This window comes from Acidimicrobiia bacterium (genome assembly GCA_035948415.1).
In the GTDB taxonomy this organism is placed as follows: domain Bacteria; phylum Actinomycetota; class Acidimicrobiia; order IMCC26256; family PALSA-555; genus PALSA-555.
Window position 1 is genome coordinate 37,984 of record DASZJD010000029.1, and the last position, 21,881, is coordinate 59,864.

The following is a 21,881-nucleotide window of genomic DNA, read 5'->3' on the forward strand; positions in this document are numbered from 1 at the left end:
CGTGCCGCGGACCAGCGTTTCGCAGTCCGGCGCAGCGAGGCTTGTCGCCGCTCAACGAGGCCTCGACCGTCGCTCCGTCGCACCGTCGTCGTGGGATCAGACGCCGCGACACGTCCCATCGAGGGTTGGCGGTACCCCACGCGACGGCGTCCAATCGCCCGGAGCCGAAAGGAACACGAACGTTGGCGAATGCGTGCCCCTTTGGCGGCGTCGACGGCCGAATGGACCCTTGGTCAGTGCTCGGTGGTGAGCGACGCTCGGGTTGTCAGCAGAGGGTCCGACAGCCTCGCCGGACGGCCCTGCCGGCAGTCCCGAGATTGGACGGTGCCGACCGCCGTCCGTTCCGACACCCGCAGCGGCGTACAGTCCCGCCGTGACGAACGCGGACCTGGTGGGCGAGCTGCTCCGGGACGCAGCGACCGCCCACCCCCAGCGCGAGGCGTATGTCCACGGCGCCAAGCGCGTCACCTACCAGTGGCTCGACCGCGTCGCCGACGGCTTCGCCGCCACGCTGCTCGACTCAGGCGTGACACCAGGCGACGTGGTGGTGCTCCTCGTCCCTTCGTCGATCAAGTTCGCGGCCTGCTACCTGGGTGCCGCCCGCGTCGGGGCGATCACATCGGCCGTGAACCTGCGGTTCGGACCTGTGGAGCAGGCCAGCATCCTCGCTCGCACTGAGCCCCGCGTCACCGTGGTCGGCGACGAGGCCCGTCTGCCCGACGGCATCGACGCCGGTCGCGTGATCCGGGTAGCTGACCTCAAGCCTGCGTTCGACGCCGACCCTCCCCCTCGATGGCCGCACCTGACGTCGACGGACCCGACCTGCATCGTGTGGACGAGCGGCACGACCGGCGCACCGAAGGGCGCGGTGTACGACCACGAGGCCCAGGCCGCGATCTCGCGCAACGTCGGGGAGCTCACCGCTCCCGGTGATCGTCGTCTCGTCGTCCTGCCCTTCGCGCACGTCGGGTACATGACGCGGATGTGGGACGAGCTCGCGAACGCGACCACCATCGTGCTGACCGGTGAGCCGTGGTCGGCGGCCGAGACCGTGCACCTCTTGCGCGAGGAGCGGATCACGATGGCCACCGGGGTGCCGACCCAGTGGTCGCGGGTGCTCGACCATCCCGACCTCGCCGACGTCGACTGCTCGACGCTTCGGGTCGCGGGCATCGGTGGCGCGTCGATACCAGCGGACCTTGTTCGTCGCATGCGCGCCGTGCTCCAATGCCCGGTGATCACCCGCTACACAAGCACCGAGGCGGGGGTGACGACGTCGACGCTCGCCACCGATCCCGACGAGGTGATCGCGACGACAGTCGGCCGTCCCACACCTGAGGTCGAGCTGCGGGTCGTCGTCCCTGAGACCGGGGCGGCACAGCCCTGCGGCGAGGTCGGTGAGGTGCTGTCCCGCTCCCCCGCCATGATGCGCGGGTACTGGCGGGACCCAGAGCTGACGGCCACCGTGATCGATGAGGACGGTTGGCTCCACACCGGGGACCTCGGGTTCCTCGGCGAGGACGGCAACCTGCGGCTGGTCGGCCGCCTGAAGGACATGTACATCCGCGGCGGGTACAACGTGTACCCGGCCGAGGTCGAGTCGGTGCTCACCGACCACCCCGCGGTCGGGCGCGCCGCGGTCGTCGGGGCCCCGGATGCCGGGCTCGGCGAGGTCGGCGTGGCGTTCGTCGTGCCCGCGCCGGGCGCCGACCCGGGCGCGCTGACGCGCGACGCCCTCCGAGCCTGGTGCCGGGCGCGGATCGCCGACTACAAGGCCCCAGACCGCGTGGTGCTGGTCGAGGACCTGCCGGCGACCTCGATGCTGAAGATCGACAAGCGTGCGCTGTCCGCCCGAGCCGCGGAGCAAGGAGCCCTGCATGAACGCCTCTGAGCGTCGATACCAACGTCCGGACGTCCCCCGCAGCGATCGTCCGATCCGGGTCGGCTCGCTGCTGTTCACGATGGTGGAGCCTCACCGCGGCCACGAGGTGGCGTACAACCGCTGGTACGAGCGCGATCACTTCTACGCCGGGTGCATGGTCGGCAAGTGGCAGTTCGCGGGGGCCCGGTACGTCGCCACGCGGGACTGCAAGGCGAGGCGCTACCCCTCCGATTCGCCGATCACACCCGACCTGATGGTGGGCTCGTACCTCGCGGTCTACTGGGTGCTCGACGGCCACCACGACGAGTGGAACGAGTGGGGGGTCGAGCAGGTGAACTGGCTGCACGCCAACGAGCGGATGTTCCTCGACCGGGATCACATCCACACCGCGCTCTACGAGTACGCCGACGAGCTGAACGCGCCGGGGAGCACGACGCCGGTCGAGCTGGCGCTCGACCGCGGCTACCCGGGGATCGTGGCCATGATCGGCGAGGCCAGCCTCTCCGGCGTCGGGGCCGTGACCGAGTGGATGCGCGACTGCGGCTGCCCGTCGGACGTGATGCTCGTCGGCACCCCCCTGCCGCTCCGGGGCGACCGGCCGGCCGACGTGCCCGACCAGCCCACCGGCAACCGGTTCTTGCACCTCCACTTCACGCTCGAGGACCCGCTGGCGGTCTGGGACGAGCAGTACGCGTCGATCGGCCCGGACCTGATGGCGGACGGAGCCGGTCGGATCCTGTTCGCGTCGCCGTTCCTCGCCACCGTGCCCGGGACCGACGCCTACACCGACCAGCTGTGGTGACCCTCAGGCGGGGCGGAACGCCGGGAGCGTGAGCGCGTCGTCGACGCGCTCGAACGCCACCGTCACCGGCAGGGCGAGTCGAACCGCCTCCGGGCCGACCCCGCTGAGGTTCGAGACGATCCGGACGCCCTCGTCGGTCTCCACCACGACCACCGCGTAGGGGACTAGGGCCGCGAAAGCGGGGTGCATCGCCTGGTGCACGACCGTCCACGAGAAGACCCGACCCCGGCCGCTCGAGCGCTCCCAGCTCCAGCGCGGCGAGCCGCAGACGGCGCAGAGGACGCGGGGTGGGTGCCGCCAGGCCCCGCACGTCGAGCACCGCTGGAAGCGCAGCTCGCCGCGGGCGCAGTGGGCGTAGAACTCGCCGGTGGTGCCGTCGAGCACCGGTCGCGGCCTCGGGGGCGCCGGGTCGGGGCTCACCGGTCGCGGGCGAGCACGGCGAGGCTCCCGTCCCCGAAGTCGCCCCAGCCGGTGACGACGCCGAGCTCGGCGTCGGTCACCTGGGCTGGACCCGCCTCCCACCGCAGCTGGCGCGTCGCCTCGACCACGTGGTTCAGCCCCCACACGTGGCCCTGCGAGAGCAGGCCGCCGTGGGTGTTGAGCGGATAGCGGCCGCCGAGCTCGATCGTCCCGCCGCGCACGAAGTCGGCGGCCTCACCCGGGCCGCAGAGCCCGAGCGCCTCGAGCTCCAGGAGCACGATGTACGTGAAGCAGTCGTAGACCTCGAGGAAGTCGGCGTCGCGGGGCCGTACCCCGGCCGCGGCGAAGGCCTCGGGCGCCGCGTACGAGAGCCCGATGCGGAGCGGGTCGGCCCGGTTCGGGATGTCGTCGGCCGGGTACGGGTGCCCCTCGGCCGCGGCGAGCACAACCGCCGGCGGGTGGACGAGGTCCCGGGCCCGTTCGAGGCTCGTGACCACGTAGGCGGCCGCGGCGTCGGTCTCGAGGCAGCAATCGAAGAGCCGGAAGGGCTCCGAGATGAGCCGCGACCCGAGGTACTCGTCCATCGTGAGCTCGCGTCCCCGCATGAGCGCCCGCTCGTTGAGCTGGGCGTGCCGGCGACAGGTCAGCGCCACCGTTCCGGCGGCCTCGTCGGGCACGCCGAACTGCTGCTTGTAGCGCATCGCGATCCAGGCGTAGAGCTGCACCGGCGACATCGCGCCGTACGGCCGGTAGTAGTCGACCGCGGTGTCGGCGACCGAGGTCGCCAGCCACGTGTGCCGGGGGCGTCGACCGCCGGGTCTGGGCCGGAAGATGGAGAACCCGTTCCAGCCCACGGTGACGAGCACCGCGGTGGCGATGCCGCGGGTGACGGCCCCGACCGCGTGCTGGAGCGCCGCCACCGGGCTCGCGCCGCCCATCATCACGGTCGTGGCGAGCCGCAGGTTCTCGATGCCGAGGTTGGCGGCGAGCTCCTCGGCGGTGGTGAAGCCGGCCGGCGGGAGGATGCCGTCGATGTCGGCACGCTCGAGCCCGGCGTCGTCGATCGCGGCCAGCGAGGCGTCGAGCATGAGCTCGAACGGCAGCCGGTCCGAGCCTCGCACGTAGTCCGTCTCGGCGACGCCGACGATCGCCGCCTGATCACGAAGCGCCACGAGCCGGGCAGGCTACCGTGCGGTCGCCGCGATGCTGCTCGACCACTACCTGCGCGCCGACCTCGGCGACGTGCCGCGGGTCGCCGCCGACCTCGAGCGGATGGGCTTCGACGGCCTGTACAGCGCCGAGGGGCCGCACGAGCCGTTCCTGCCGCTCCTGCTGGCGGCCGAGCACACGACCCGGGCGACGGTCTTCACGAACATCGCCGTCGGGTTCGCCCGCAGCCCGATGGACCTCGCCCAGCTCGCGAACGACCTGCAGCGGGTGTCGCGGGGTCGGTTCGTGCTGGGCCTCGGCTCGCAGATCCGTCCCCACATCGAGCACCGCTTCTCCATGCCCTGGGAAGCGCCGGTCGGGCGCATGCGCGAGCTGGTGCTGGCCGTGAAGGCGATCCATCGGTCGTGGAACGAGCGGACACCACTCGACTTCCGCGGCGAGGTCTACACGCACACCTTGACGACCCCGTTCTTCGACCCGGGACCGAACCCGTACGGCGCCCCGCCGATCTGGGTCGCGGGGCTCGGCCCGCGCATGACCCGGGCCGCGGCCGAGGTCGGTGACGGCCTGCTCGTCCACCCGTTCCACACCGGGGAGCTCGTGCGCGACCACGTGGCGCCGGCGGTGGCTGCCGGCCTGACCGTCGCCCACCGCGAACGCGACACGTTCACGATCTCGGCCGTCCCGATCGTGTGCACGGGCGCGACCGACGCCGAGCGGGAGGCCGCGACCGACGGCGTCCGGCGGCTCCTCGCCTTCTACGGCTCGACCCCCGCCTACCGGGTGGCGCTCGAGCCGCACGGCTGGGGCGAGCTCCAGACCGAGCTCAATCGGCTCACGAAGGCGGGGCGCTGGGACGAGCTGGCCGGGCTCGTCGACGACGAGGTGCTCACGACGCTGGCCGTCTGCGGCCCCCCGGCCGAGATCGGCGCGCTCGTCGAGGCTCGGTACCGCGGCGTCGTGGACCGGGTCGGGCTCTCGATGCCCTACCGCGCGTCGCGGGACACGCTCGCCGCGGTGGTGGCGGGCTTCGCCGGCGCGGAGCGAGGATGACGGCCGTGCCGGCGCCCGACCCCCGCCTCGACGGGCACGTCGCGCTCGTGACCGGCGCCGGCCGGGGCGTGGGGGCCGGGGTCGCCGACGCGCTGGCCGCGGTCGGTGCGGCCGTGGCCGTGAACGACGTCGACCGGGGCCGCGCCGAGCGCGTCGCCGCCGACCTCGCCGAGACCGGGGCGCGCGCCGCCGCGTTCGTCGCCGACGTCACCGACTTCGCCGCCGTGCAGGGCATGGTGGCCGAGGTGGCGCGGACGCTCGGACCCGTGGACGTGCTGGTGAACAACGCCGGGATCCCGCCCGGCTTCGCGCTCCAGCGCTTCCGTGACCTGCCCGTCGAGGCGTGGGACCCCTTCGTGCGGCTCAACCTCTACGGCGTCCTGCACTGCACGAAGGCGACGGTCGACGGCATGTGCGAGCGGCGCTGGGGCCGCGTCGTCACGGTGTCGTCCGAGGCGGGACGAACGGGCCTGCCCATCGGCGTGTCGCTATACGGGGCGAGCAAGGCCGCGGCCATCGGCTTCTCGCGCCATCTCGCAGTCGAGCTGCTCGGCACCGGCGTCACCGTGAACTGCGTGGCCCTCGGCCTCATCGCCACCGGGCCCGACGACCGCCGCCCGCCGCCGGCGCCGACGGCCCGCCTCGGCCGTCCCGAGGACGTCGCCGCCGCGGTGTGCTTCCTGGCCTCGCCCGGCGCCGACTGGGTCACCGGCCAGGTGCTCGGCGTGAACGGCGGCGCCCTCACCACGTGACCCACCGGCCCGGGCGCTGGGGCTCGGGGAGCGAGGCGGCTACGCCGGTCGGGTGCTGAGCATGACGGCGGCCATACGGACGGGCCGGTCGCCGCGGTTCCGCCACGCGTGCCGGGTCCCGCGCTGCACGACGCAGTCGCCGGGCCGCAGGGTGACCTCCCCGGTGTCGAGCTCGAGGCCGATCTCGCCCTCGAGGACGAGGACGTAGTCGATCGTGTCCGTGGCGTGGAACCCGTCCGGCTCCATCCCGGGGATGGCCGCCGCGGTGCGGGCCAGGCGCTCGCGCAGCACCGCGTCCGGTGGGACCGCGAACACGCGCCACGCGGTGCCGCCGGCGGGCGGCTCCAGCACCATCGGGCCGTCCCGAGGATCGACGACGGCGTCGAGGCCGCGGCCGGGGTCGCTCACCCACACCTCGGCCCACGTGTCCCCTCCGAACGCCTCACCGTCAGCGATCACGGTCGAGCGCCCGCGGTCGTCCACCCCGGTCACCACGCGGCGCACGCCCACGACGCGACGGTACGCCCCGTGGGCGTCAGCGCGCCGTGACGGCCCGGAGGACGCGGTCGGCGAACTGGTCGAGGTGCTCGCGGAAGTCGCGCCGGGTGTCGCCAGGGAGGGTGACGGTCAGGTACGTGACCCCGAGGTCCCCCAGCGCCTCGATGCTGTCGATGGCCCGGCTGGCGTCGACCCCCGCGTTCGAGAACATGTCGAGCCCGTCGGGCATGAACACGACCTCGAGCGGCTCGGTGCGCTCGACGGCGCGGGCGTGGTCGCGCGCGTAGCCGAGGCGGGCGGCGAGGTCGGCCCGCGACGTGATCGGTGGCGTGTGGAGGCGCCGGGCGGACCCGGCCGGGCTCGGCATCGGCATCCAGCCGTCGGCGAGCTCGACGGCGCGACGGATGGCGCGCCGGCTGTTCCCGCCGACCCAGAGCGGCGGACCGCCGTCGCGCGCGGGCCGGGGGAGCATGGTGTTGCCGGGGGCGCGCCAGTGCCGCCCGGCCGCCGCGACGGTGTCGCCGCGCCACGCGGCGCGCATGGCGACGATCGCCTCGTCGGTGAGCTCGTTGCGCTCGCTGAAGTCGACCCCGAGGGCCTCGAACTCGGGCTCGAGGTACCCGGCGCCGATCCCCACGATCACGCGTCCGCCGGACAGCGCGTCCAGCGACGCGATGGCCTTCGCCGAGTGGAACGGGTTCCGGTAGGCGAGCACCAGGAGGTTCGTGTGGAGTCGCAGCCGCGTCGTCGCGGCAGCGGCGAAGCTCAGGGCGACGAACGGGTCGAGGGCGTGGTGACCGCCGGTAGCGAGCCAGCGGTCGGCCGGGAACGGGTGGTCGGTCACGAACACGGCGTCGTAACCCGCGCTCTCGGCGGCGGCGGCCAGCTCGGCGATCGCGGCCGCCGAGCACAGCTCCCCGTCGACGCGGTGGGTCGGGAGGCCGAGCGACGCCTTCACGCGGGGTCGTGCCCCCCGAGCGCGAACGCGACGTGCTCGAGCGTCAGCGTGGCCGCCGGAAGGTCGACGCCGACGTCGTCGCCGAGGTCGAGCGCGGCCCGGAGGTCCTTGGCCGCGAGCTCCACCAGCGGCGCGAGGTCGCGGCTGTACACGGGGTCACCGCCGCGGACGGTCAGCAGGTCCCGCATCATCGGGCTCAGCGCGCCGGTGTGCTCGAGGACCGCGGCGAGCTGCGTGAGGTCGGTCCCCGCGGCGACGGCGAGGGCTCGCCCCTCTTGGGCTCCGAGCATGCTGACGTAGCCGACCAGGTTGCGGGCCAGCTTCGCCGCCAGCCCGGCGCCGCGTTCGCCGAGGTGGAGCACCAGGTCGCCGACGGCGTCGAGCACCGGTCGGGCCCGGTCAAAGCCGTCCGTCGGCCCGCCGACCATCACGCAGAGGGTCCCGGCCCGGGCGCCCTGCACCCCGCCGCTGATCGGCGCGTCGAGCACGACGACGTCGCCCGGCGCTCGGGCGGCGGCGGCGTGGACGGTCCGCGGGTGGACGGTGCTGTGGATCGCCACGACCGTCCCGTCGCCGGCGGCTTCGTACACGCCGGCGGGACCGCTGGTGGCCGCCTCGACCTGCGACGCGTCGAGGACCGCCACGCTGACGACCTCGGCGTCGGCGGCGGCCTGCGCGGCCGAGGCGGCGCCGCGCCCGCCGAGCTCGACGAGCGCCGCGACGGCGTCGGGACGCACGTCGAAGCCGGCCACGTCGTGGCCGGCGGCGAGCACGTTGGCAGCCATGGGCAGGCCGATGTTCCCCAGTCCGATCCAGGCGACTCGCATGGCCTCCTCACCGACGACCCGGCGGTCCGACCGTCAGCCTGCCGAGGCGCCGCGCTGCCCGCCAGTCCGCCGCCCCGACCGGCGCGCCTCGAGGAGCGCGCCGTCGCCACCATCTACGATCACGGGCCCCGCGACGGAATGGACGCGGGCCGGATCGAGAGGAGCAGCCCGTGGGTCGGTTTCCACGCGACGAGATCGAAGGCGCGTTCCGGCACTTCCAGGAGGCGGCCGACCGGTCGGCGAAGAGCGGGGACTGGCGCGAGTGGTCGGAGTGCTTCACCGAGGACGCCGACTACTACGAGCACCACTACGGGAAGATGCACGGCCGTGAGGCCATCTACCAGTGGATCCAGTCGACGATGGCCGACCCGAACGTCGCCGACATGCGCAACTTCCCGATCGACTGGTACGTGATCGACGAGGACCGGGGCTGGGTCCTCTGCTCGGTGTGGAACGAGATGGACGACCCCGGCGACGGGTCGCTCCACCGTGAGTACAACTGGACGATGCTCCACTACGCCGGCGACGGGCGGTTCTCCTACGAGGAGGACATGTACAACCCGGTGGAGTTCGGGCGCATGGTCCAGGGCTGGCACGAGGCCAAGGACCGGCTGGCGGGCTCCCCCAAAAAATAGAACGTGTTGCATTTCTGGGCGGGGGTCGGTACGATCCTCCTCGGCCCGCACCCGCACCAGGGGGAGCAATGGAGTTCGGGATCTTCAACAGCCTCTACACGCCGCACCAGGCGTTCGAGGCCGAGGCCGACCAGTGGGCCGTCGAGGCCCAGCGGCTCCGCAACGAGGTCGCCTGGACCCGGGCCGCCGACCGGGCCGGCTTCAAGTACACGTGGGCGACCGAGCACCACTTCCTCACCGAGTACTCGCACCTGTCGTCGAACGAGGGCTTCCTCGGCTACATGGCGGGGGTGACCGAGCGCATCCACCTCGGCAGCGGCATCTTCAACATCACCCCGCCGGTCTGCCACCCGGCGCGCGTGGCCGAGAAGGTGGCGATGCTCGACCACCTCTCGGGCGGCCGCTTCGAGTTCGGAGTCGGCCGCGGGTCCTCGTCGACCGAGCAGCGGGGCTTCGGGATCCTCGACCCCGAGGAGACGAAGGCGATGGTCGACGAGGTCCTCCCGGAGTTCAAGCGGATGTGGCGGGAGAACGAGTACAGCTTCTCGGGCCGCTACTTCTCGATGCCGCCGCGCAACGTGCTGCCGAAGCCGCTGAGCGACCCGCACCCGCCGATGTGGATCGCCGCCGGCAACCCGGGCACGTTCGAGAAGGCGGCCCGCATGGGCCTCGGGGTCCTGTGCTTCACGACCGGCTCACCGGAGACCCTGAAGCCGCTCATCGAGATCTACAAGACCACGATCGAGGACGCCGAGCCGGTCGGCGAGTACGTCAACAACAACGTGATGGTCACGAGTCAGATGCTCTGCCTCGAGGACGGGCAGCGGGCGCGGGACATCGCCTGCTCGATGCACGGCAGCTACCAGAACAGCCTCGTGTTCCACTACCTCGACACGTTCCCGAAGCCGCCGGGGCTCCCGGCCTGGCCCGACCTGATCCCCGAGCCCACGCCCGACCTGCTCGAGCAGAGCATCGCCAACCACCTCGTGATGATCGGGACCCCGGACGAGGTCCGCAAGTCGGTGCAGGACTACGAGGGCACCGGCGCCGACCAGGTCGTGTTCGGGATGCTCTCGACCACGATGCCGATCGAGGTCGCGCTGGAGGCGGTCGAGACGTTCGGGAAGCACATCGTCCCGGAGTTCGACCGCGACCCGGTCCACTCCACCACCCGCCAGCGCGAGGCTTACGTGGCCGAGCGGGGTCCGCACGACAAGCGGTCGCTCGGGCGCGCGCCCGACCAGGTCCCGGTCACGTAGACCCGGTGGGCGAGCTCGACGGCCGCGTCGCGCTCGTGACCGGCGCCAGCCGCGGCATCGGCGCCGGCATCGCCCGCCGCTTCGCCGCCGAGGGCGCCCGCGTGGCGCTGACGGCGCGGACCCTCGACCCCGAGCCTGGCGCGCCGCTCGCGGGGTCGCTGCGCGAGACAGCGGCGGCCATCCAGGACGCGGGCGGCGAGGCGCTGGCGGTGCAGGCCGACCTCGCCGATCGCGAGGACCGCGTCCGCGTCGTCCCCGAGGTCGAGGCCGCGATTGGCCCCGTCGACGTGCTCGTCAACAACGCCGCCGCCGCCTTCTACCTCCCGAACGCCGACATCTCGCTGAAGCGTCGGCTCCTGACCTTCGAGCTCAACGTGCAGGCACCGGTCGACCTGGCCCAGGCCGTGCTCCCGGCGATGCGGGCGCACCGTCGAGGCTGGATCGTGAACATCTCGAGCGCCACGTCGAGGCACCCGGCCGGCCCGCCCTTCGACCCCGGCTTCAAGCTCGGGTTCACCAGCACGACGTACGGCGCCTCGAAGGCCGCGCTCGAGCGCTGCACCACGGGGCTGGCGGCCGAGGTCTACGGCGACGGGATCGCGGTGAACAGCCTCGCCCCCGTCGCCGCCGTCCGCACGCCCGGCGCCGAGGCCCTCGTCGGCGACGTGCTGGACGCCAACCCGCGGATCGTCGAGCCCCTCGAGCTCTTCGTCGAGGCCGCGCTCGTCCTCGCCACCGCCGACCCGACCCGGCTCACCGGTCGGATCTGCTACTCGCGCCCGCTGCTCGAGGAGCTCGGCCGTGACTACCGGGGCCTCGACGGCCGCCCGCGCCTCGCGTCGTGAGCGTGCCGCCCCGGCTCACGGCTCGGTCGTGACCGCCGGGACCGGACGGGCGAGGAGCAGCACGACGAGGACCAGGATCCAGACGGCCCAGATCAGGAAGGCGATGAAGCCGACGGTGAAGATGGCGGTGTTGTCGTCGGCGACGCCGACCCCCGCCACGAGCCACAGGAGTGCCAGCGCCTCGCCGGTCCAGCCCAGCCAGGCCTCGACGAAGCGGTGGCGCAGGATCAGCACCGACACCGCGGAGACGAAGACCGCGAGCGCGAACGACGCGAAGGCCAAGAAGATGACGCCGAGCAGGTAGAACGCCTTCGTTCCCGAGGGGCCGAGGTCGCCGACGTAGAGGGCGAGGAAGGCGTTGATCCCGTTGCCGACGAACGCGAGTGCGAGCGCCGCGATCCCACCCACGAGCGCGACGACCGACACCCGGCTGCCGCTGCCCTCGACCCGCCGCAGGCGCGCCCACAGCGCCCCGAGGAACCAGAGGAACGCCACCGCGGCCAGCCCGTTCAGGTAGGAGCCGATCTTCAGCGCGTCCTGGTTGTCGCGGAAGAAGCTGGCGATCTTGGCGATCCCGTCGGACGGCTTCGGCGGGCTCCCGCCGATGAGCGCCGCCACCACGACCAGCACCACGAACAGGATCCCGGCCCCCAGGCCGTATCGCTCCCACGTCGTCTCGTCCATCGCTGCCTCCCAACGGTCGCGCCGCCGCGCCGAGCCCTCGGTTCGAGGCTCCGGTCGCGCACCCTAACCCCGCCGCCCCGCGGACGTCGTGGCTGAGCCGGTGCAACCGATCGCGCGCCGGCGGGCCGTCGGAACGGGTGCGGGCTCCGTTACCGGCTGCGCTCGTCGGGGTCGACGGTTCGCTCCAGCCGCCACGGACCGTCACCGATGCGCAGCCGGTGTCGCGCGCCGGGGAGGTCGGGGTCGCCGGACGCGTAGCCGGCGTCGCCCGCCCACATCGCGATCATCCCCTCGGCGCCCTGGGCGACCCGAGTCTCGTAGAAGGTCGGTGGCCGCTCGCGCGCGTCGGCGAGCAGGCTCTCGACGTCGCCGAACTGGGCGAGGTGCGACAGGGTCATCCAGGTGGGGGGCGCCAGCTCGATCTCCTGGGCGTCGCGCCGGGCCACCGCGTCCGATGGGCGCATCCAGGCCGAGTCGTGGATCTCGCCGTGGTCGATCCGCACCGTGCCCGCCGGCGCCTGCGCCACGAAGAACCAGGTCGAGAACCGCTTCGGCGCCAGGCCCGGCGGCACCCAGTGCGAGAACGACACCAGCGAGGTCAGGTCGCAGACCAGGCCGGCCTCCTCGCGCGCCTCCCGCACCGCGGCCCGGCGGGCCGCCTCCTCCTCGGTCGGGGCGCCGGCGGCGTCCTCGGGGTCGACCCGACCGCCGGGGAACACCCACATGCCGCCGAAGGCGAGCTTCGAGTTGCGGTGGAGCATCAGGGTCTCGACGCCCGGGGCGCGGTCGCGCACGAGCACCACGGTCGCCGCCGGGATCGGCGGCGTGACCGCGGCGTCGCCGGTCGAGACCATCAGGACGTGGGCTGGCGCGGCTCGAGCCCGGCCGCCCGATAGGCGGCGTCGATGACGCGCATGTTCGCCACGGCGTCGGCCGGCGTCGTCGGGTAGGGCGCGCCCTCCCGGACCGCGGCGAGGAAGGCGCGCAGCTGGTAGGTGTAGGTGGCTTCGCCCTTGATCCGCTCGCGACGACGGCGCTCCGCGCCGGTGTCAGGGTCCCGCCGCCGCACGGTCAGGCGGTGGAAGTACTGCGGCGCGGTGAGGTTCGTGACCGCCAGCGTCCCGTGCTCGCCCTCAACGCGCGCGCCGAGGCTGAAGAGCTTCCGCGACAGCAGCGCGCACTCGAACGAGCCCGCGAGCGAATCGGTGAACCGCAGCTCGCCGCGCAGCCACCGGTCGACGCCCGGCCTGATGCACCGCGCCCTCGCCGCGACGACCTCGGGCTCCGAGCCCGCCAGCGTGCGCGCCTGGTGGATGGCGTAGCAGCCGATGTCCATGACGGCGCCGCCGGCGAGGTCGAGCCGGTAGCGGATGTCGTGGCGGAGCGGGAGGGCGATGCACGCGCGCGTGTCGATCCGTCGTAGGGCCCCGAGCTCGCCGCTCCGGAGGATCTCCACGACCCGCGCCACGAGCGGGTGGTAGCGGTAGTGGAACGCCTCCATGACCACGAGGCCGGACTCGGCCGCCGCCGCCGCCACCCGTTCCGCCTCGCTCGCGTTCGCGGTCAGGGGCTTCTCGCACAGCACCGGCTTGCCGGCCTCGAGGGCGGCGAGGGTCCAACGGCCGTGCAAGCCGTTCGGGAGCGGGTTGTACACCGCGTCCACGCCGGGGTCGCCCAGCAGCTCCTCGTAGGAGGAGTGGACGGTCGGGATGCCGTGCTTCCTCGCGAACCGGTCGGCGCGGTCGCGGTCGCGGGCCGCCACGGCGACGACCTCCACGTCCGGGACGAGGCGGGCCGGCTTGATGAGCGCGGCCGGCGTGATCCGAGCTGCGCCGAGGGTGCCGATGCGGAGCGGTTCCATGCCGCGGAGCCTATGGCGGACCTGGCGACGCGTGCGCGAGCATGCGTCGCCCCCGTCAGCGGAGGAACCTCCACGCGTGCTCGAGGACATCCGGGTCGTCGACTGCTCGACCGACATCGCCGGGCCGTACTGCACGAAGCTCCTCGCCGACGCCGGCGCTGATGTCGTGAAGGTGGAGCCCCGCGCCGGCGGCGATCCGCTGCGCTCGTGGGGCTCCGGCGCGCTCTTCGAGTTCCTGAACACCTCGAAGCGCTCGGTCACGCTGCCGACCGACGATCCCGCCTTCGCCGAGCTGTGCCGCGCCGCCGACGTGCTCGTGGAGCCGCCGCCCACCGGCCCCCTCGACGTCCGGCGCCTCCGCGACGGCCACCCCGCCCTTGTCGTGGCCTCGATCACGCCCTTCGGGCTCGACGGCCCCTGGGCGGGCTGGGCGGCCACGGAGTTCACGCTCCAGGCCTGGTGCGGTTCGACCGGCTCCCGAGGCCTCCCCGAGACGCCGCCGGTGGCGGCCGGGGGCCGCATCGGCGAGTGGATGGCGGGCACCTACGCCGCGGTCGCCGTCGCCGCCGCGGTGCGGCGCGCCCGTCGCACCGGCCGCGGCGAGCACATCGACGTGGCGACCCTCGACGCCATGGCGGTCTCGATGAACACCTACACGTCGGTGTTCGCCGAGTTCCTGGGCTGGCCGCCCCTCCGGCGCCCGACGCGCACGATCGAGATCCCGTCGATCGAGCCCGCCGCCGACGGCTACGTGGCCTTCACGACCAACAGCGCCCAGCAGTTCGCCGACTTCATGGTGCTGATCGAGCGGCCCGACCTGGTCGAGGACCGGGAGCTCGCCAAGCACCTCGGCCGCTTCAAGCGCCGCCGCGAGGTCCTCGCCATGATCCACGACTTCACCACCCGGCACACGACCGCCGACCTGCTCGAGCGGGCGGCGCTGCTGCGGATCCCGAGCGGGCCGGTCGGCAACGGCGAGACGGTGACGACCTTCGACCACTTCGTGGAACGGAAGGTGTTCGTCGAGAACCCGGGCCGGCGGTTCGTGCAGCCGCGGATCCCCTACCGCGTCGGCGGCGTGGAGGCGCGCCCGTTCACGCCCGCGCCGGCGCTCGGGGCCCACGACGGCAGCGTCCCGTGGCCGCCCCGCGCGCGCGTGCCGGCGAGCGACGAGGACGAGCTGCCGCTGGACGGGATCCGGATCGTCGACTGCACGGCGTGGTGGGCGGGACCGGCCGCGACGCACGCGCTGGGCTGCCTCGGCGCCGACGTCATCAAGGTCGAGTCGGTGGGGCGCCCGGACCTCATGCGGTACACGAGCACCCGGCGCCCGTCGGAGGATCAGTGGTGGGAGTGGGGACCGCTGTTCCACGGGGCCAACAACAGCAAGCGCGCGATCACGCTCGACCTCACGACGCCCGAAGGCGTCGAGCTCTTCGAGCACCTGCTCCGGACCGCCGACGTCCTGCTCGAGAACTTCACCCCGAGGGTCATGGAGCAGTTCGGCCTCACGTGGGAGCGGGTGCACGCGCTGAACGAGACGCTCACGATGGTGCGGCTGCCGGCCTACGGCCTCGACGGCCCGTGGCGAGACCGCACCGGCTTTGCCCAGACGATGGAGGGGATTACCGGGATGGCGTGGGTCACCGGCCGTCCGGAGGACCCGCCGCTGCTCCCCCGCGGCGCGTGCGACCCGCTGGCGGCGATGCACGCCGTGTTCGCGACGCTCCTCGCGCTCGACGAGCGGGACCGCAGCGGCGAGGGGCGCCTCGTCGAGGCCCCCATGATCGAGGCGGCCCTGAACATGGCCGCCGAGCAGGTCGTCGAGTTCTCGGCCTCCGGCCGCCGCCTCGAGCGCACCGGCAACCGAGGCCCCGGCGCCGCGCCCCAGGGCGTCTACCCCGCCGCCGGCGACGAGGAGTGGCTGGCGCTGGCGGTCGCCACCGACGAGCAGTGGGAGCGGCTGCGGACCGAGCTCGACGACCCCGCCTGGGCCCGCGATCCCGCCCTCGCCACCGCCGCCGGTCGGCGAGCCGCGCACGACGCGCTCGACACGCAGCTGACGGCGTGGTGCGCGACCCAGGACGCCCGGGCCGTCGCCGAGCGCCTCGCCGCCGCCGGGGTGCCGGCCGGGTACGTGATCGACGCCCGCGACATCGCCCACAACCCGCAGATGCTCCACCGCGGCCTCTTCGAGGTGGAGGAGCACCCCGTGACGGGCTCCCACCCGATCCCGACGCTGCCGTTCCGGTTCCGAGACCGGGCCCGCGGGTGGCTGCGCCGACCGGCGCCGACGCTCGGCCAGCACAACGACGACGTGCTCGGCGGGCTGCTCGGCCTCGGACCGGACGACCTGGCGGCGCTGCGCGCGGCGGGCGTCATCGGCGAGCGGCCTCGGGGCATGTGATGGCGGCGTCGGACACGGACTGGGGCTGGGCCACCGAGTACGAGGACGTCCGCGGCGCGGTCGCGCTGTGCGGGGTCGGCGAGTCCGAGCACACGAAGGCGTCGGGGCGCACGCCGACCCAGATCCTCGCCCAGGCGGTTGAGCGCGCGCTCGACGACGCCGGGCTGTCGCCCGCCGACATCGACGGCCTCATGTACGTGCCGTTCGGCGAGCAGTTCGACGTGGCGGCGTACCACCGGCACTTCGGCACCAGCCACGACATGTGGGAGTCCGCCGCCGGCGGCGGCATGCGGCAGGCCGCCAGCGCGCCGTACGACGCCGCGCTGGCGCTGCGCGACGGGAAGGCCCGGTACATCCTGAACTCGTTCGGGGTCGCGTGGGCGACGCAGCGGTCCGAGATGGTCGGCGGTCCGGGCCAGTCGCACGCCCAGGAGCAGTTCAAGCAGAACCTCGAGGTGCCGTTCGGCTGGTTCCCCCAGCCGGTCTACTTCGCCACCGTGGCCCGCCGTCACATGCACGAGTTCGGCACCACCCAGGAGCAGCTGGGCGCGGTGGCGGTGGCGTGTCGGCGGCACGCCAACCTCACGCCCGGTGCGGTCATGCACGACCGCCCGTTGACGATGGAGCAGTACCTCGCCTCGCGTCCGATCGTGGCGCCGTTCCGACGCGAGGACTGCTGCCTCATCTCCGACGGCGGTGGCGCGTACATCATGACGACGCCCGAGCGGGCTCGCGACCTGCGGACACCGCTGGTGGAGCTCGCCGGCGTGGGCCTCGGGAACTCGGTGACCGGCACGCACTGGGCCGAGCAGCCCGCGTTCACGTCGACGCCGCAGGTGTTCGCCGCCCCGGTGGCGTTCCGGATGGCGGGCCTGGCGCCGGCCGACGTCGACGTCTACACGTGCTACGACCCGTTCACGATCCACACGGTCATGCAGATCGAGGACAGCGGCTTCTGCGAGAAGGGCGGCGGGGGCGAGTTCGTGGCCGGCGACGCCCTGCACTTCGACGCCGGCCGGCTCCCGACCAACACCCACGGGGGGCTGCTCTCCCACGCCTACGTGCTCGGCATCGCCCACGTCGTCGAGGTGGTCCGCCAGCTGCGGGGCGAGGCGGCGGCGCAGGTCCCCGACGCGACCGTCGGCGTCTACGGCGGGTACACCGGGCCGCAGGCGGCGACGCTGATCCTGCGGCGAGGCTGAGGATGCGACCCGAGTTCCCGCTGCCCGACACGACCTGGGCGCCGACGGCCGAGTTCTGGGCCGGCGCGGCGCGCCACGAGCTCCGCATCCCGCACTGCGGGCGGTGCGGCCGGGCCTGCTGGTACCCGCGGGAGCGGTGCCGCGACTGCGGCGGCTCGAGCTTCACGTGGCGCACCATGAGCGGTCGCGGGACCCTGTTCTCGTGGGTGGTGGTCACGCACGCGTTCCTGCCGCACTTCGGCGACCTGGTGCCGTTCGTGCCCGGGCTCGTCGCGCTCGACGAGGACCCGGCGGTGCGCGTCGCCACCCGGGTCGTGGACGTCGACCCCGACGCCCTCGCCTTCGACCTGCCCGTGCAGGTCACGTTCCGCCCGATCAGCTTCGCCGGGGTCGAGGGCTCGGTCACCGCCCCGCTGTTCGTGCCGGCATGAGCGACCGCCGACCCGACACCTTCGTCCCGGTCGACGGGTTCTGGTGGGTGACGAACGCGGGCGGGATCGCGCTCACCGGCGTCCTCGCGGCGGCGACCGGGCGGCGGGGGCTCCGGTGGCTGTTCTGGGGCGCGGTCGCCACCCACGCCGTCGAGGCCGCGTACACGTACCGGGCGGCGCGGCGAGCCGGCTTCGGCCGGCGCGCCCCGCGGTGGGCGCTCCAGACGCTCGGCGTCGGGTTGCCGTCGCTGCGGGCGCTGCGGGCCGCCCGGCTGGAGGCCGAGGCTCAGTAGCCGGCGTCGACGTCGACGACGCCCTCGAGCGGCTCCCCGGCGCGATACCGCCGCAGGTTGTCGATGAACGTCGCCACCAGCAGCTCGCTGGCGCCGGGCATGCTCCAGGAGATGTGCGGGCTCAATCGGACCTGGGGGTGCGAGTACATCCAGTGGCCGTCGGGCAGGGGCTCGGGCGACACCGCGTCGAGCGAGGCCATCGCCACCTGGCCTCGATCGAGCGCGGCGCGCAGCGCGTCCTGGTCGACGAGCGAGCCCCGGGCGATGTTCACGAGGTGCACCCCGGGCTTCACCGCCGCGAACGCGGCCTCGTCGAGCAGGTGATGGGTCTCCGGCGTCGCCGGCGCGGTGAGGACCAGGTGGTCGGCGACGGCCAGGACCTCGGCGAGCGATCCGGCCGCCTCGACGCCGGGTACCGGCGACCGACGGTCGGTGCGACGCCGGGCCACGATCCGCATCTCGAAGGGCCGGGCTCGCGCCGCGACCGCGGCGCCGATGCCTCCGAGCCCGACGAGGCCGAGCGTCCGGCCGGCGAGGCCGCCGAGCTCGGCGGCGTGCCACTGGGCCGGGCCCTCGGTGATCCAGGCCTCGGGGAGGCGCTTCTCGAAGGCGAGCAGCTGGGCCAGCACCCACTCGGCGATCGGCACCGCGCTGGCGCCGCGCGAGCAGGTCAGGGTCCGCTCCCCCACCAGCGCCAGCGGGAAGCGGTCGACGCCGGTGCCCATGGTGTGGATCCAGCGGACACCGCGGCTGAGCACGTGCTCGAGGTTCGGCAGGTCCCACGGGATCGTGAAGAGCACCTCGCCGTCGACGCCCGGCTCGAGCTCGCCGTCGCCGGGGATCTCGAGGACCTCGACCCCGGGGACGGCCTGTCGCACCTGGTCGGCGACCGGGCCGCGGACGTGGCTCAGGATCCGCGTCACGGCAGCTCCGGCCAGAGCGCGCCGGCGGTGCCCGAGAGGACGCGGGCGCGATCGTCGTCGCCGAGCTTCGACGCCGCGTGCCGCGCGTAGTCGGCCAGCTCGACGTACGGACGGTCGTGGGTCTGGCTGTAGTCCGAGCCCCACATGAGGCGCCGGGCGCCGAAGCGGGCCACGAGCTCGGGGAGCAGCTCCCGCACGTCGCCGTGGCCGGCGGCGGCGTCGAGGGCGATCGTCGACACCTTCAGGGCCACGTTCGGGAACGGGACCAGCGCCAGGAGATCGTCGGGCAGGCCGCGCGCGAAGTCGGCGAAGCCGCAGTGGTCGAGCGCGAGCGGGAGCGACGGCAGCCGCGGCAGCGCGTCGACGAGCGCCGGCAGGTGCTCGGCGAGCAGGGTCACGACCACCGGCACCCGCTGCGCGGCCGCCACCGACCAGACGGCGCGGGGCTCGGCGACCCCGCCGTCGTGGATCGCGACCCAGCGCAGCCCGCGCGCGCCCGCGCGCAGCAGCTGCTCCGCCGCCCCCGCGGGGTCTGCGCCGGCCAGGTCGACGCACGCGACGGCGGTGCAGCGGCCCAACGCGCTCGCCGCGGCGTCGAGCGTGTAGCGGTTGTCGAACCGGTAGGCGCTGATGGCCTGCACGAGCACGGCGGCGCGCACGGCGGCGTCGTCGAGGAGCCCGAGGAGGCGCTCGATCGAGCACGGGTCCTCCCGGTACCAGGGGGCGGTGACGCCGCTCGGGTCGAGCGGGTAGCGCGCCTCGTCGTCGGAGACGACGTGCACGTGCGTGTCGACGAGCGGCACGGTCACGGCGGCGCCGTCACGGTCGGAACCCGTCGAGCATGCGGTCGAGGTCGCCGCGCCCGGCCGGGAAGGGCGTCCACGGGCCGTCGGCCATGATCGTGTCCCAGTGGCTGCGCACGGACTCGGGCGTGAGCGGCCGGCCCCGCCACCCGTCGTTGACGGCGACGGTGACACGCCCGACGTAGCCGCCGCCGACGCTGAAGCACTCGCCGGTCACGGTGCAGCGCTCGTGCACGAGCCACGCCACGACCGGGGCGACCTCGTCGACCGAGAGCCAGTCGTGGAGGGCCGGGGACGCCGGGATGGGCCCGAAGCCGCCGGGTCGGGTCTTGGCGCACGGCGCCACGACGTTCACCGTGATGCCGTGCTCGGCGCCCTCGAGGGCGAGCGCCCGAGTGAAGCCGACGACGCCGAGCTTGGTCGCGGCGTAGCCGGTCATGTGCGGGACGCCCCAGAGCCCGGCACCGGAGGACAGGTTCAGCACCCGTCCGGAGCCGGCGGTGACGAGGGTCGGCCAGGCCGCCCGCGTGACGTGGAACGCCCCGCCCAGCTGCGACGACAGCTCGTCGTCGAGCAGCCGCGGGCCGTAGTCCGCGAACGGGGCCTGCCGCACCACGCCGGCGTTGTTGACGACGACGTCGAGCCGGCCGAAGGTGTCGAGCGCGGTCTGGACGATCGCGGCGGCGCCCTCCGGCGTCGTCACGCTGTCGGTGCTGAGCGCCGCCGCCCCGCCGGCGGCTCGGATCTCCGCGACGACGTCCTCGGCCGGGTTGCGGCTCGGGGGGTCACCGGTCCCGTCGGTGTCGCTGATCGCCACGCCGAGGTCGTTGACGACGACCTGGGCGCCCCGCGACGCCAAGAGGAGGGCGTAGGCGCGGCCGAGGTTGCGCCCCGCCCCGGTCACCACCGCCACCCGGTCGTCCCAACGCAGCTCGGTGCTCAGCGCAGCGTGTCCGGGATGTGCTCGAGGCGGTAGAGCGCCTTGCAGTTTCCGTGGAGCATCTGGCGCACCTCGTCGGCGGGAAGGCCGCGGAAGTCGCGCTCGATCGTCACCCGGTTGTTCGGCCAGTCCGTGCCCGTGTGCGGGTAGTCCGTCGACCAGAGCAGGTGGTCGAGGTTCATGCGGTGGCGGAGCTCGATCCCGACGGTGTCGATCATGAACGTGGCCCAGAAGTTCCGGTGGAAGATCCGGCTCGGCATGGTCCGCATCTGCTCGACGCCGCCCGTGAACCACCGGTAGCGCAGGAACATGTCGTCCACCTGCTCGAGCAGCGTCGGGATCCAGCCGATGTTCGCCTCGACGAGCAGCAGCTTCAGCTCGGTGAACCGCTCGAAGATCCCGGAGAAGATCAGGTCGCAGACCACGGGGATGGTGTGGGCGCCGGCCTTGCTGGCGCCGGCGACGCCCATGAACGCCAGGGTGTCGAGCGGCGGCGGCTGGCCGCTGTGCCCCTTCAGGAAGCTGCCGATGTGGACCGCGACCGGGAGGTCGGCGTCCTGCGCGAAGGACCAGAACCGGTCGTCCTCGGACGACGCGTCCAGGGTGCCGTTCGGGAAGGAGGAGACCACGACGCCCCGGTGGCCGAGCCCGAGGGCCCGCTCGGTCTCGGCGATGGCGTCGTCGACCCCGGTGGTGGGCAGGATCGCCTGCCCGATGAGCCGACCGTCCGACGCGTCGCAGAACTCGGCCAGCCAGTCGTTGTACGCGCGCACGCAGGCCCGCTGCAGCTCGGGCTCGGCCCCGTACACCTTGGCGCCGGACAGGGTCACGCTCGGGTAGAGGACCTGGGCGTAGATGCCGTCGGCGTCGAGGTCGGCGAGCCGGGCCTTGGCGTCGAACGACCCGGGTCGCATCGCCTCGTAGGTCATCCCGGCGGGTCGGTACTGGAGGTACGAGAGGCCGGCGGTGGCGGTGAGCCCGACCGGGCGCATGCTCTTGCCGTCGTCGAACGACCACACGTCGCCGTCGCCGACCCGGACGACCTTCGGTGCCCGGTCGCGCAGCCGGGACGGGACTCGGGTCTGCCAGGTGTCGGGCGGCTCGTTGACGTGGGCGTCGGCGTCGATGATCGGGTAGTCGATGCTCGCCACGTCCATGAACGGCCCGGCCACGCCGGCCACGCTCGCGCTTGGCGCTCGCGCCCGCAACCGCAGGTGCCCCCGAGAACCGGCGGTC

General features: G+C 73.6%; 23 protein-coding genes. 11 read left to right on the forward strand and 12 right to left on the reverse strand.

Annotated features, from left to right (window positions below; translation table 11 throughout):
* The first annotated feature begins 373 nt into the window (after positions 1-373).
* Positions 374-1,891, forward strand: a complete 1,518-nt coding sequence (locus VG869_04115; protein ID HEV3450370.1) for an AMP-binding protein — start codon at positions 374-376, stop codon at positions 1,889-1,891.
* A complete protein-coding gene (locus VG869_04120) occupies positions 1,878-2,684 on the forward strand; it encodes a hypothetical protein (protein HEV3450371.1) in 807 nt (268 codons plus the stop codon). The genes VG869_04115 and VG869_04120 overlap by 14 nt, the downstream gene beginning before the upstream one ends.
* A gap of 3 nt (positions 2,685-2,687) precedes the next feature.
* Here VG869_04120 and VG869_04125 read toward each other — a convergent pair whose 3' ends face one another.
* Positions 2,688-3,068, reverse strand: coding sequence for an OB-fold domain-containing protein (locus VG869_04125; protein ID HEV3450372.1), 381 nt, complete (start codon positions 3,066-3,068; stop codon positions 2,688-2,690).
* 32 nt (positions 3,069-3,100) lie between these two features.
* On the reverse strand, positions 3,101-4,276 hold the full coding sequence (locus VG869_04130) for a transporter (protein ID HEV3450373.1): 1,176 nt from the start codon (positions 4,274-4,276) through the stop codon (positions 3,101-3,103).
* A 31-nt stretch (positions 4,277-4,307) separates the two neighbouring features.
* Here VG869_04130 and VG869_04135 point away from each other — a divergent pair, with 31 nt between their 5' ends.
* Together VG869_04135 and VG869_04140 are read left to right on the forward strand one after the other, a co-directional pair.
* A complete protein-coding gene (locus VG869_04135) occupies positions 4,308-5,327 on the forward strand; it encodes a TIGR03617 family F420-dependent LLM class oxidoreductase (protein ID HEV3450374.1) in 1,020 nt (339 codons plus the stop codon).
* A 5-nt stretch (positions 5,328-5,332) separates the two neighbouring features.
* Positions 5,333-6,079: an SDR family NAD(P)-dependent oxidoreductase gene (locus VG869_04140; protein ID HEV3450375.1), complete on the forward strand. Its 747-nt coding sequence runs from the start codon at positions 5,333-5,335 to the stop codon at positions 6,077-6,079.
* Positions 6,080-6,118: 39 nt separating this feature from the next.
* Here VG869_04140 and VG869_04145 read toward each other — a convergent pair whose 3' ends face one another.
* The 3 genes from VG869_04145 to VG869_04155 are packed head-to-tail and all read right to left on the reverse strand — an operon-like array spanning position 6,119 to position 8,362.
* The gene (locus tag VG869_04145; GenBank protein ID HEV3450376.1) at positions 6,119-6,589 is read right to left on the reverse strand and encodes a cupin domain-containing protein; all 471 of its coding nucleotides are present in this window, start codon (positions 6,587-6,589) and stop codon (positions 6,119-6,121) included.
* A gap of 25 nt (positions 6,590-6,614) precedes the next feature.
* Positions 6,615-7,535, reverse strand: coding sequence for a TIGR03619 family F420-dependent LLM class oxidoreductase (locus VG869_04150; GenBank protein HEV3450377.1), 921 nt, complete (start codon positions 7,533-7,535; stop codon positions 6,615-6,617).
* Positions 7,532-8,362 (reverse strand): NAD(P)-dependent oxidoreductase, encoded by an 831-nt coding sequence (locus tag VG869_04155; GenBank protein ID HEV3450378.1) that lies wholly within the window; start codon positions 8,360-8,362, stop codon positions 7,532-7,534. Before VG869_04155 ends, VG869_04150 begins: the two co-directional genes overlap by 4 nt.
* A gap of 170 nt (positions 8,363-8,532) precedes the next feature.
* Between VG869_04155 and VG869_04160 the strand changes: the two genes are divergently transcribed.
* From VG869_04160 to VG869_04170, 3 genes are all read left to right on the forward strand, one after another.
* The gene (locus VG869_04160) at positions 8,533-8,997 is read left to right on the forward strand and encodes a nuclear transport factor 2 family protein (protein HEV3450379.1); all 465 of its coding nucleotides are present in this window, start codon (positions 8,533-8,535) and stop codon (positions 8,995-8,997) included.
* Positions 8,998-9,065: 68 nt separating this feature from the next.
* On the forward strand, positions 9,066-10,256 hold the full coding sequence (locus VG869_04165; GenBank protein HEV3450380.1) for an LLM class flavin-dependent oxidoreductase: 1,191 nt from the start codon (positions 9,066-9,068) through the stop codon (positions 10,254-10,256).
* A 5-nt stretch (positions 10,257-10,261) separates the two neighbouring features.
* Positions 10,262-11,101 carry an SDR family NAD(P)-dependent oxidoreductase gene (locus VG869_04170; GenBank protein ID HEV3450381.1) on the forward strand — a complete coding sequence of 280 codons (840 nt, stop codon included), beginning with the start codon at positions 10,262-10,264 and terminating at the stop codon, positions 11,099-11,101.
* Positions 11,102-11,116: 15 nt separating this feature from the next.
* Here VG869_04170 and VG869_04175 read toward each other — a convergent pair whose 3' ends face one another.
* The 3 genes from VG869_04175 to VG869_04185 all read right to left on the reverse strand — a co-directional run bounded on the left by VG869_04175 (position 11,117) and on the right by VG869_04185 (position 13,646).
* Positions 11,117-11,785, reverse strand: a complete 669-nt coding sequence (locus tag VG869_04175) for a hypothetical protein (protein ID HEV3450382.1) — start codon at positions 11,783-11,785, stop codon at positions 11,117-11,119.
* A 149-nt stretch (positions 11,786-11,934) separates the two neighbouring features.
* Positions 11,935-12,639 (reverse strand): NUDIX domain-containing protein, encoded by a 705-nt coding sequence (locus VG869_04180; protein HEV3450383.1) that lies wholly within the window; start codon positions 12,637-12,639, stop codon positions 11,935-11,937.
* Positions 12,639-13,646, reverse strand: coding sequence for a Gfo/Idh/MocA family oxidoreductase (locus VG869_04185; protein HEV3450384.1), 1,008 nt, complete (start codon positions 13,644-13,646; stop codon positions 12,639-12,641). Before VG869_04185 ends, VG869_04180 begins: the two co-directional genes overlap by 1 nt.
* Before the next feature lie 76 nt (positions 13,647-13,722).
* Between VG869_04185 and VG869_04190 the strand changes: the two genes are divergently transcribed.
* The 4 genes from VG869_04190 to VG869_04205 are packed head-to-tail and all read left to right on the forward strand — an operon-like array spanning position 13,723 to position 17,979.
* Positions 13,723-16,053: a CoA transferase gene (locus VG869_04190; GenBank protein ID HEV3450385.1), complete on the forward strand. Its 2,331-nt coding sequence runs from the start codon at positions 13,723-13,725 to the stop codon at positions 16,051-16,053.
* Positions 16,053-17,255, forward strand: coding sequence for a thiolase family protein (locus tag VG869_04195; protein ID HEV3450386.1), 1,203 nt, complete (start codon positions 16,053-16,055; stop codon positions 17,253-17,255). Before VG869_04190 ends, VG869_04195 begins: the two co-directional genes overlap by 1 nt.
* A gap of 2 nt (positions 17,256-17,257) precedes the next feature.
* Entirely contained in the window at positions 17,258-17,686 is a 429-nt protein-coding gene (locus VG869_04200; protein HEV3450387.1) for an OB-fold domain-containing protein, read from the forward strand.
* Entirely contained in the window at positions 17,683-17,979 is a 297-nt protein-coding gene (locus tag VG869_04205; GenBank protein HEV3450388.1) for a DUF4499 domain-containing protein, read from the forward strand. Before VG869_04200 ends, VG869_04205 begins: the two co-directional genes overlap by 4 nt.
* Here VG869_04205 and VG869_04210 read toward each other — a convergent pair.
* The 4 genes from VG869_04210 to VG869_04225 are packed head-to-tail and all read right to left on the reverse strand — an operon-like array spanning position 17,973 to position 21,817.
* Positions 17,973-18,902: an NAD(P)-dependent oxidoreductase gene (locus VG869_04210; protein ID HEV3450389.1), complete on the reverse strand. Its 930-nt coding sequence runs from the start codon at positions 18,900-18,902 to the stop codon at positions 17,973-17,975. The genes VG869_04205 and VG869_04210 overlap by 7 nt on opposite strands.
* A complete protein-coding gene (locus tag VG869_04215) occupies positions 18,899-19,711 on the reverse strand; it encodes an amidohydrolase family protein (GenBank protein HEV3450390.1) in 813 nt (270 codons plus the stop codon). Before VG869_04215 ends, VG869_04210 begins: the two co-directional genes overlap by 4 nt.
* Before the next feature lie 10 nt (positions 19,712-19,721).
* Positions 19,722-20,612 (reverse strand): SDR family NAD(P)-dependent oxidoreductase, encoded by an 891-nt coding sequence (locus tag VG869_04220; protein HEV3450391.1) that lies wholly within the window; start codon positions 20,610-20,612, stop codon positions 19,722-19,724.
* 32 nt (positions 20,613-20,644) lie between these two features.
* Positions 20,645-21,817, reverse strand: a complete 1,173-nt coding sequence (locus VG869_04225; protein HEV3450392.1) for an amidohydrolase family protein — start codon at positions 21,815-21,817, stop codon at positions 20,645-20,647.
* Positions 21,818-21,881: the final 64 nt, after the last annotated feature.

Bases quoted from the DNA above. Each gene is read 5' to 3' on its own strand.
- VG869_04120 (HEV3450371.1), top strand. From the start codon at position 1,878: ATGAACGCCTCTGAGCGTCGATACCAACGTCCGGACGTCCCCCGCAGC.
- VG869_04135 (HEV3450374.1), top strand. From the start codon at position 4,308: ATGCTGCTCGACCACTACCTGCGCGCCGACCTCGGCGACGTGCCGCGG.
- VG869_04155 (HEV3450378.1), bottom strand. From the start codon at position 8,362: ATGCGAGTCGCCTGGATCGGACTGGGGAACATCGGCCTGCCCATGGCT.
- VG869_04165 (HEV3450380.1), top strand. From the start codon at position 9,066: ATGGAGTTCGGGATCTTCAACAGCCTCTACACGCCGCACCAGGCGTTC.
- VG869_04175 (HEV3450382.1), bottom strand. From the start codon at position 11,785: ATGGACGAGACGACGTGGGAGCGATACGGCCTGGGGGCCGGGATCCTG.
- VG869_04180 (HEV3450383.1), bottom strand. From the start codon at position 12,639: ATGGTCTCGACCGGCGACGCCGCGGTCACGCCGCCGATCCCGGCGGCG.
- VG869_04185 (HEV3450384.1), bottom strand. From the start codon at position 13,646: ATGGAACCGCTCCGCATCGGCACCCTCGGCGCAGCTCGGATCACGCCG.
- VG869_04195 (HEV3450386.1), top strand. From the start codon at position 16,053: ATGGCGGCGTCGGACACGGACTGGGGCTGGGCCACCGAGTACGAGGAC.
- VG869_04200 (HEV3450387.1), top strand. From the start codon at position 17,258: ATGCGACCCGAGTTCCCGCTGCCCGACACGACCTGGGCGCCGACGGCC.
- VG869_04205 (HEV3450388.1), top strand. From the start codon at position 17,683: ATGAGCGACCGCCGACCCGACACCTTCGTCCCGGTCGACGGGTTCTGG.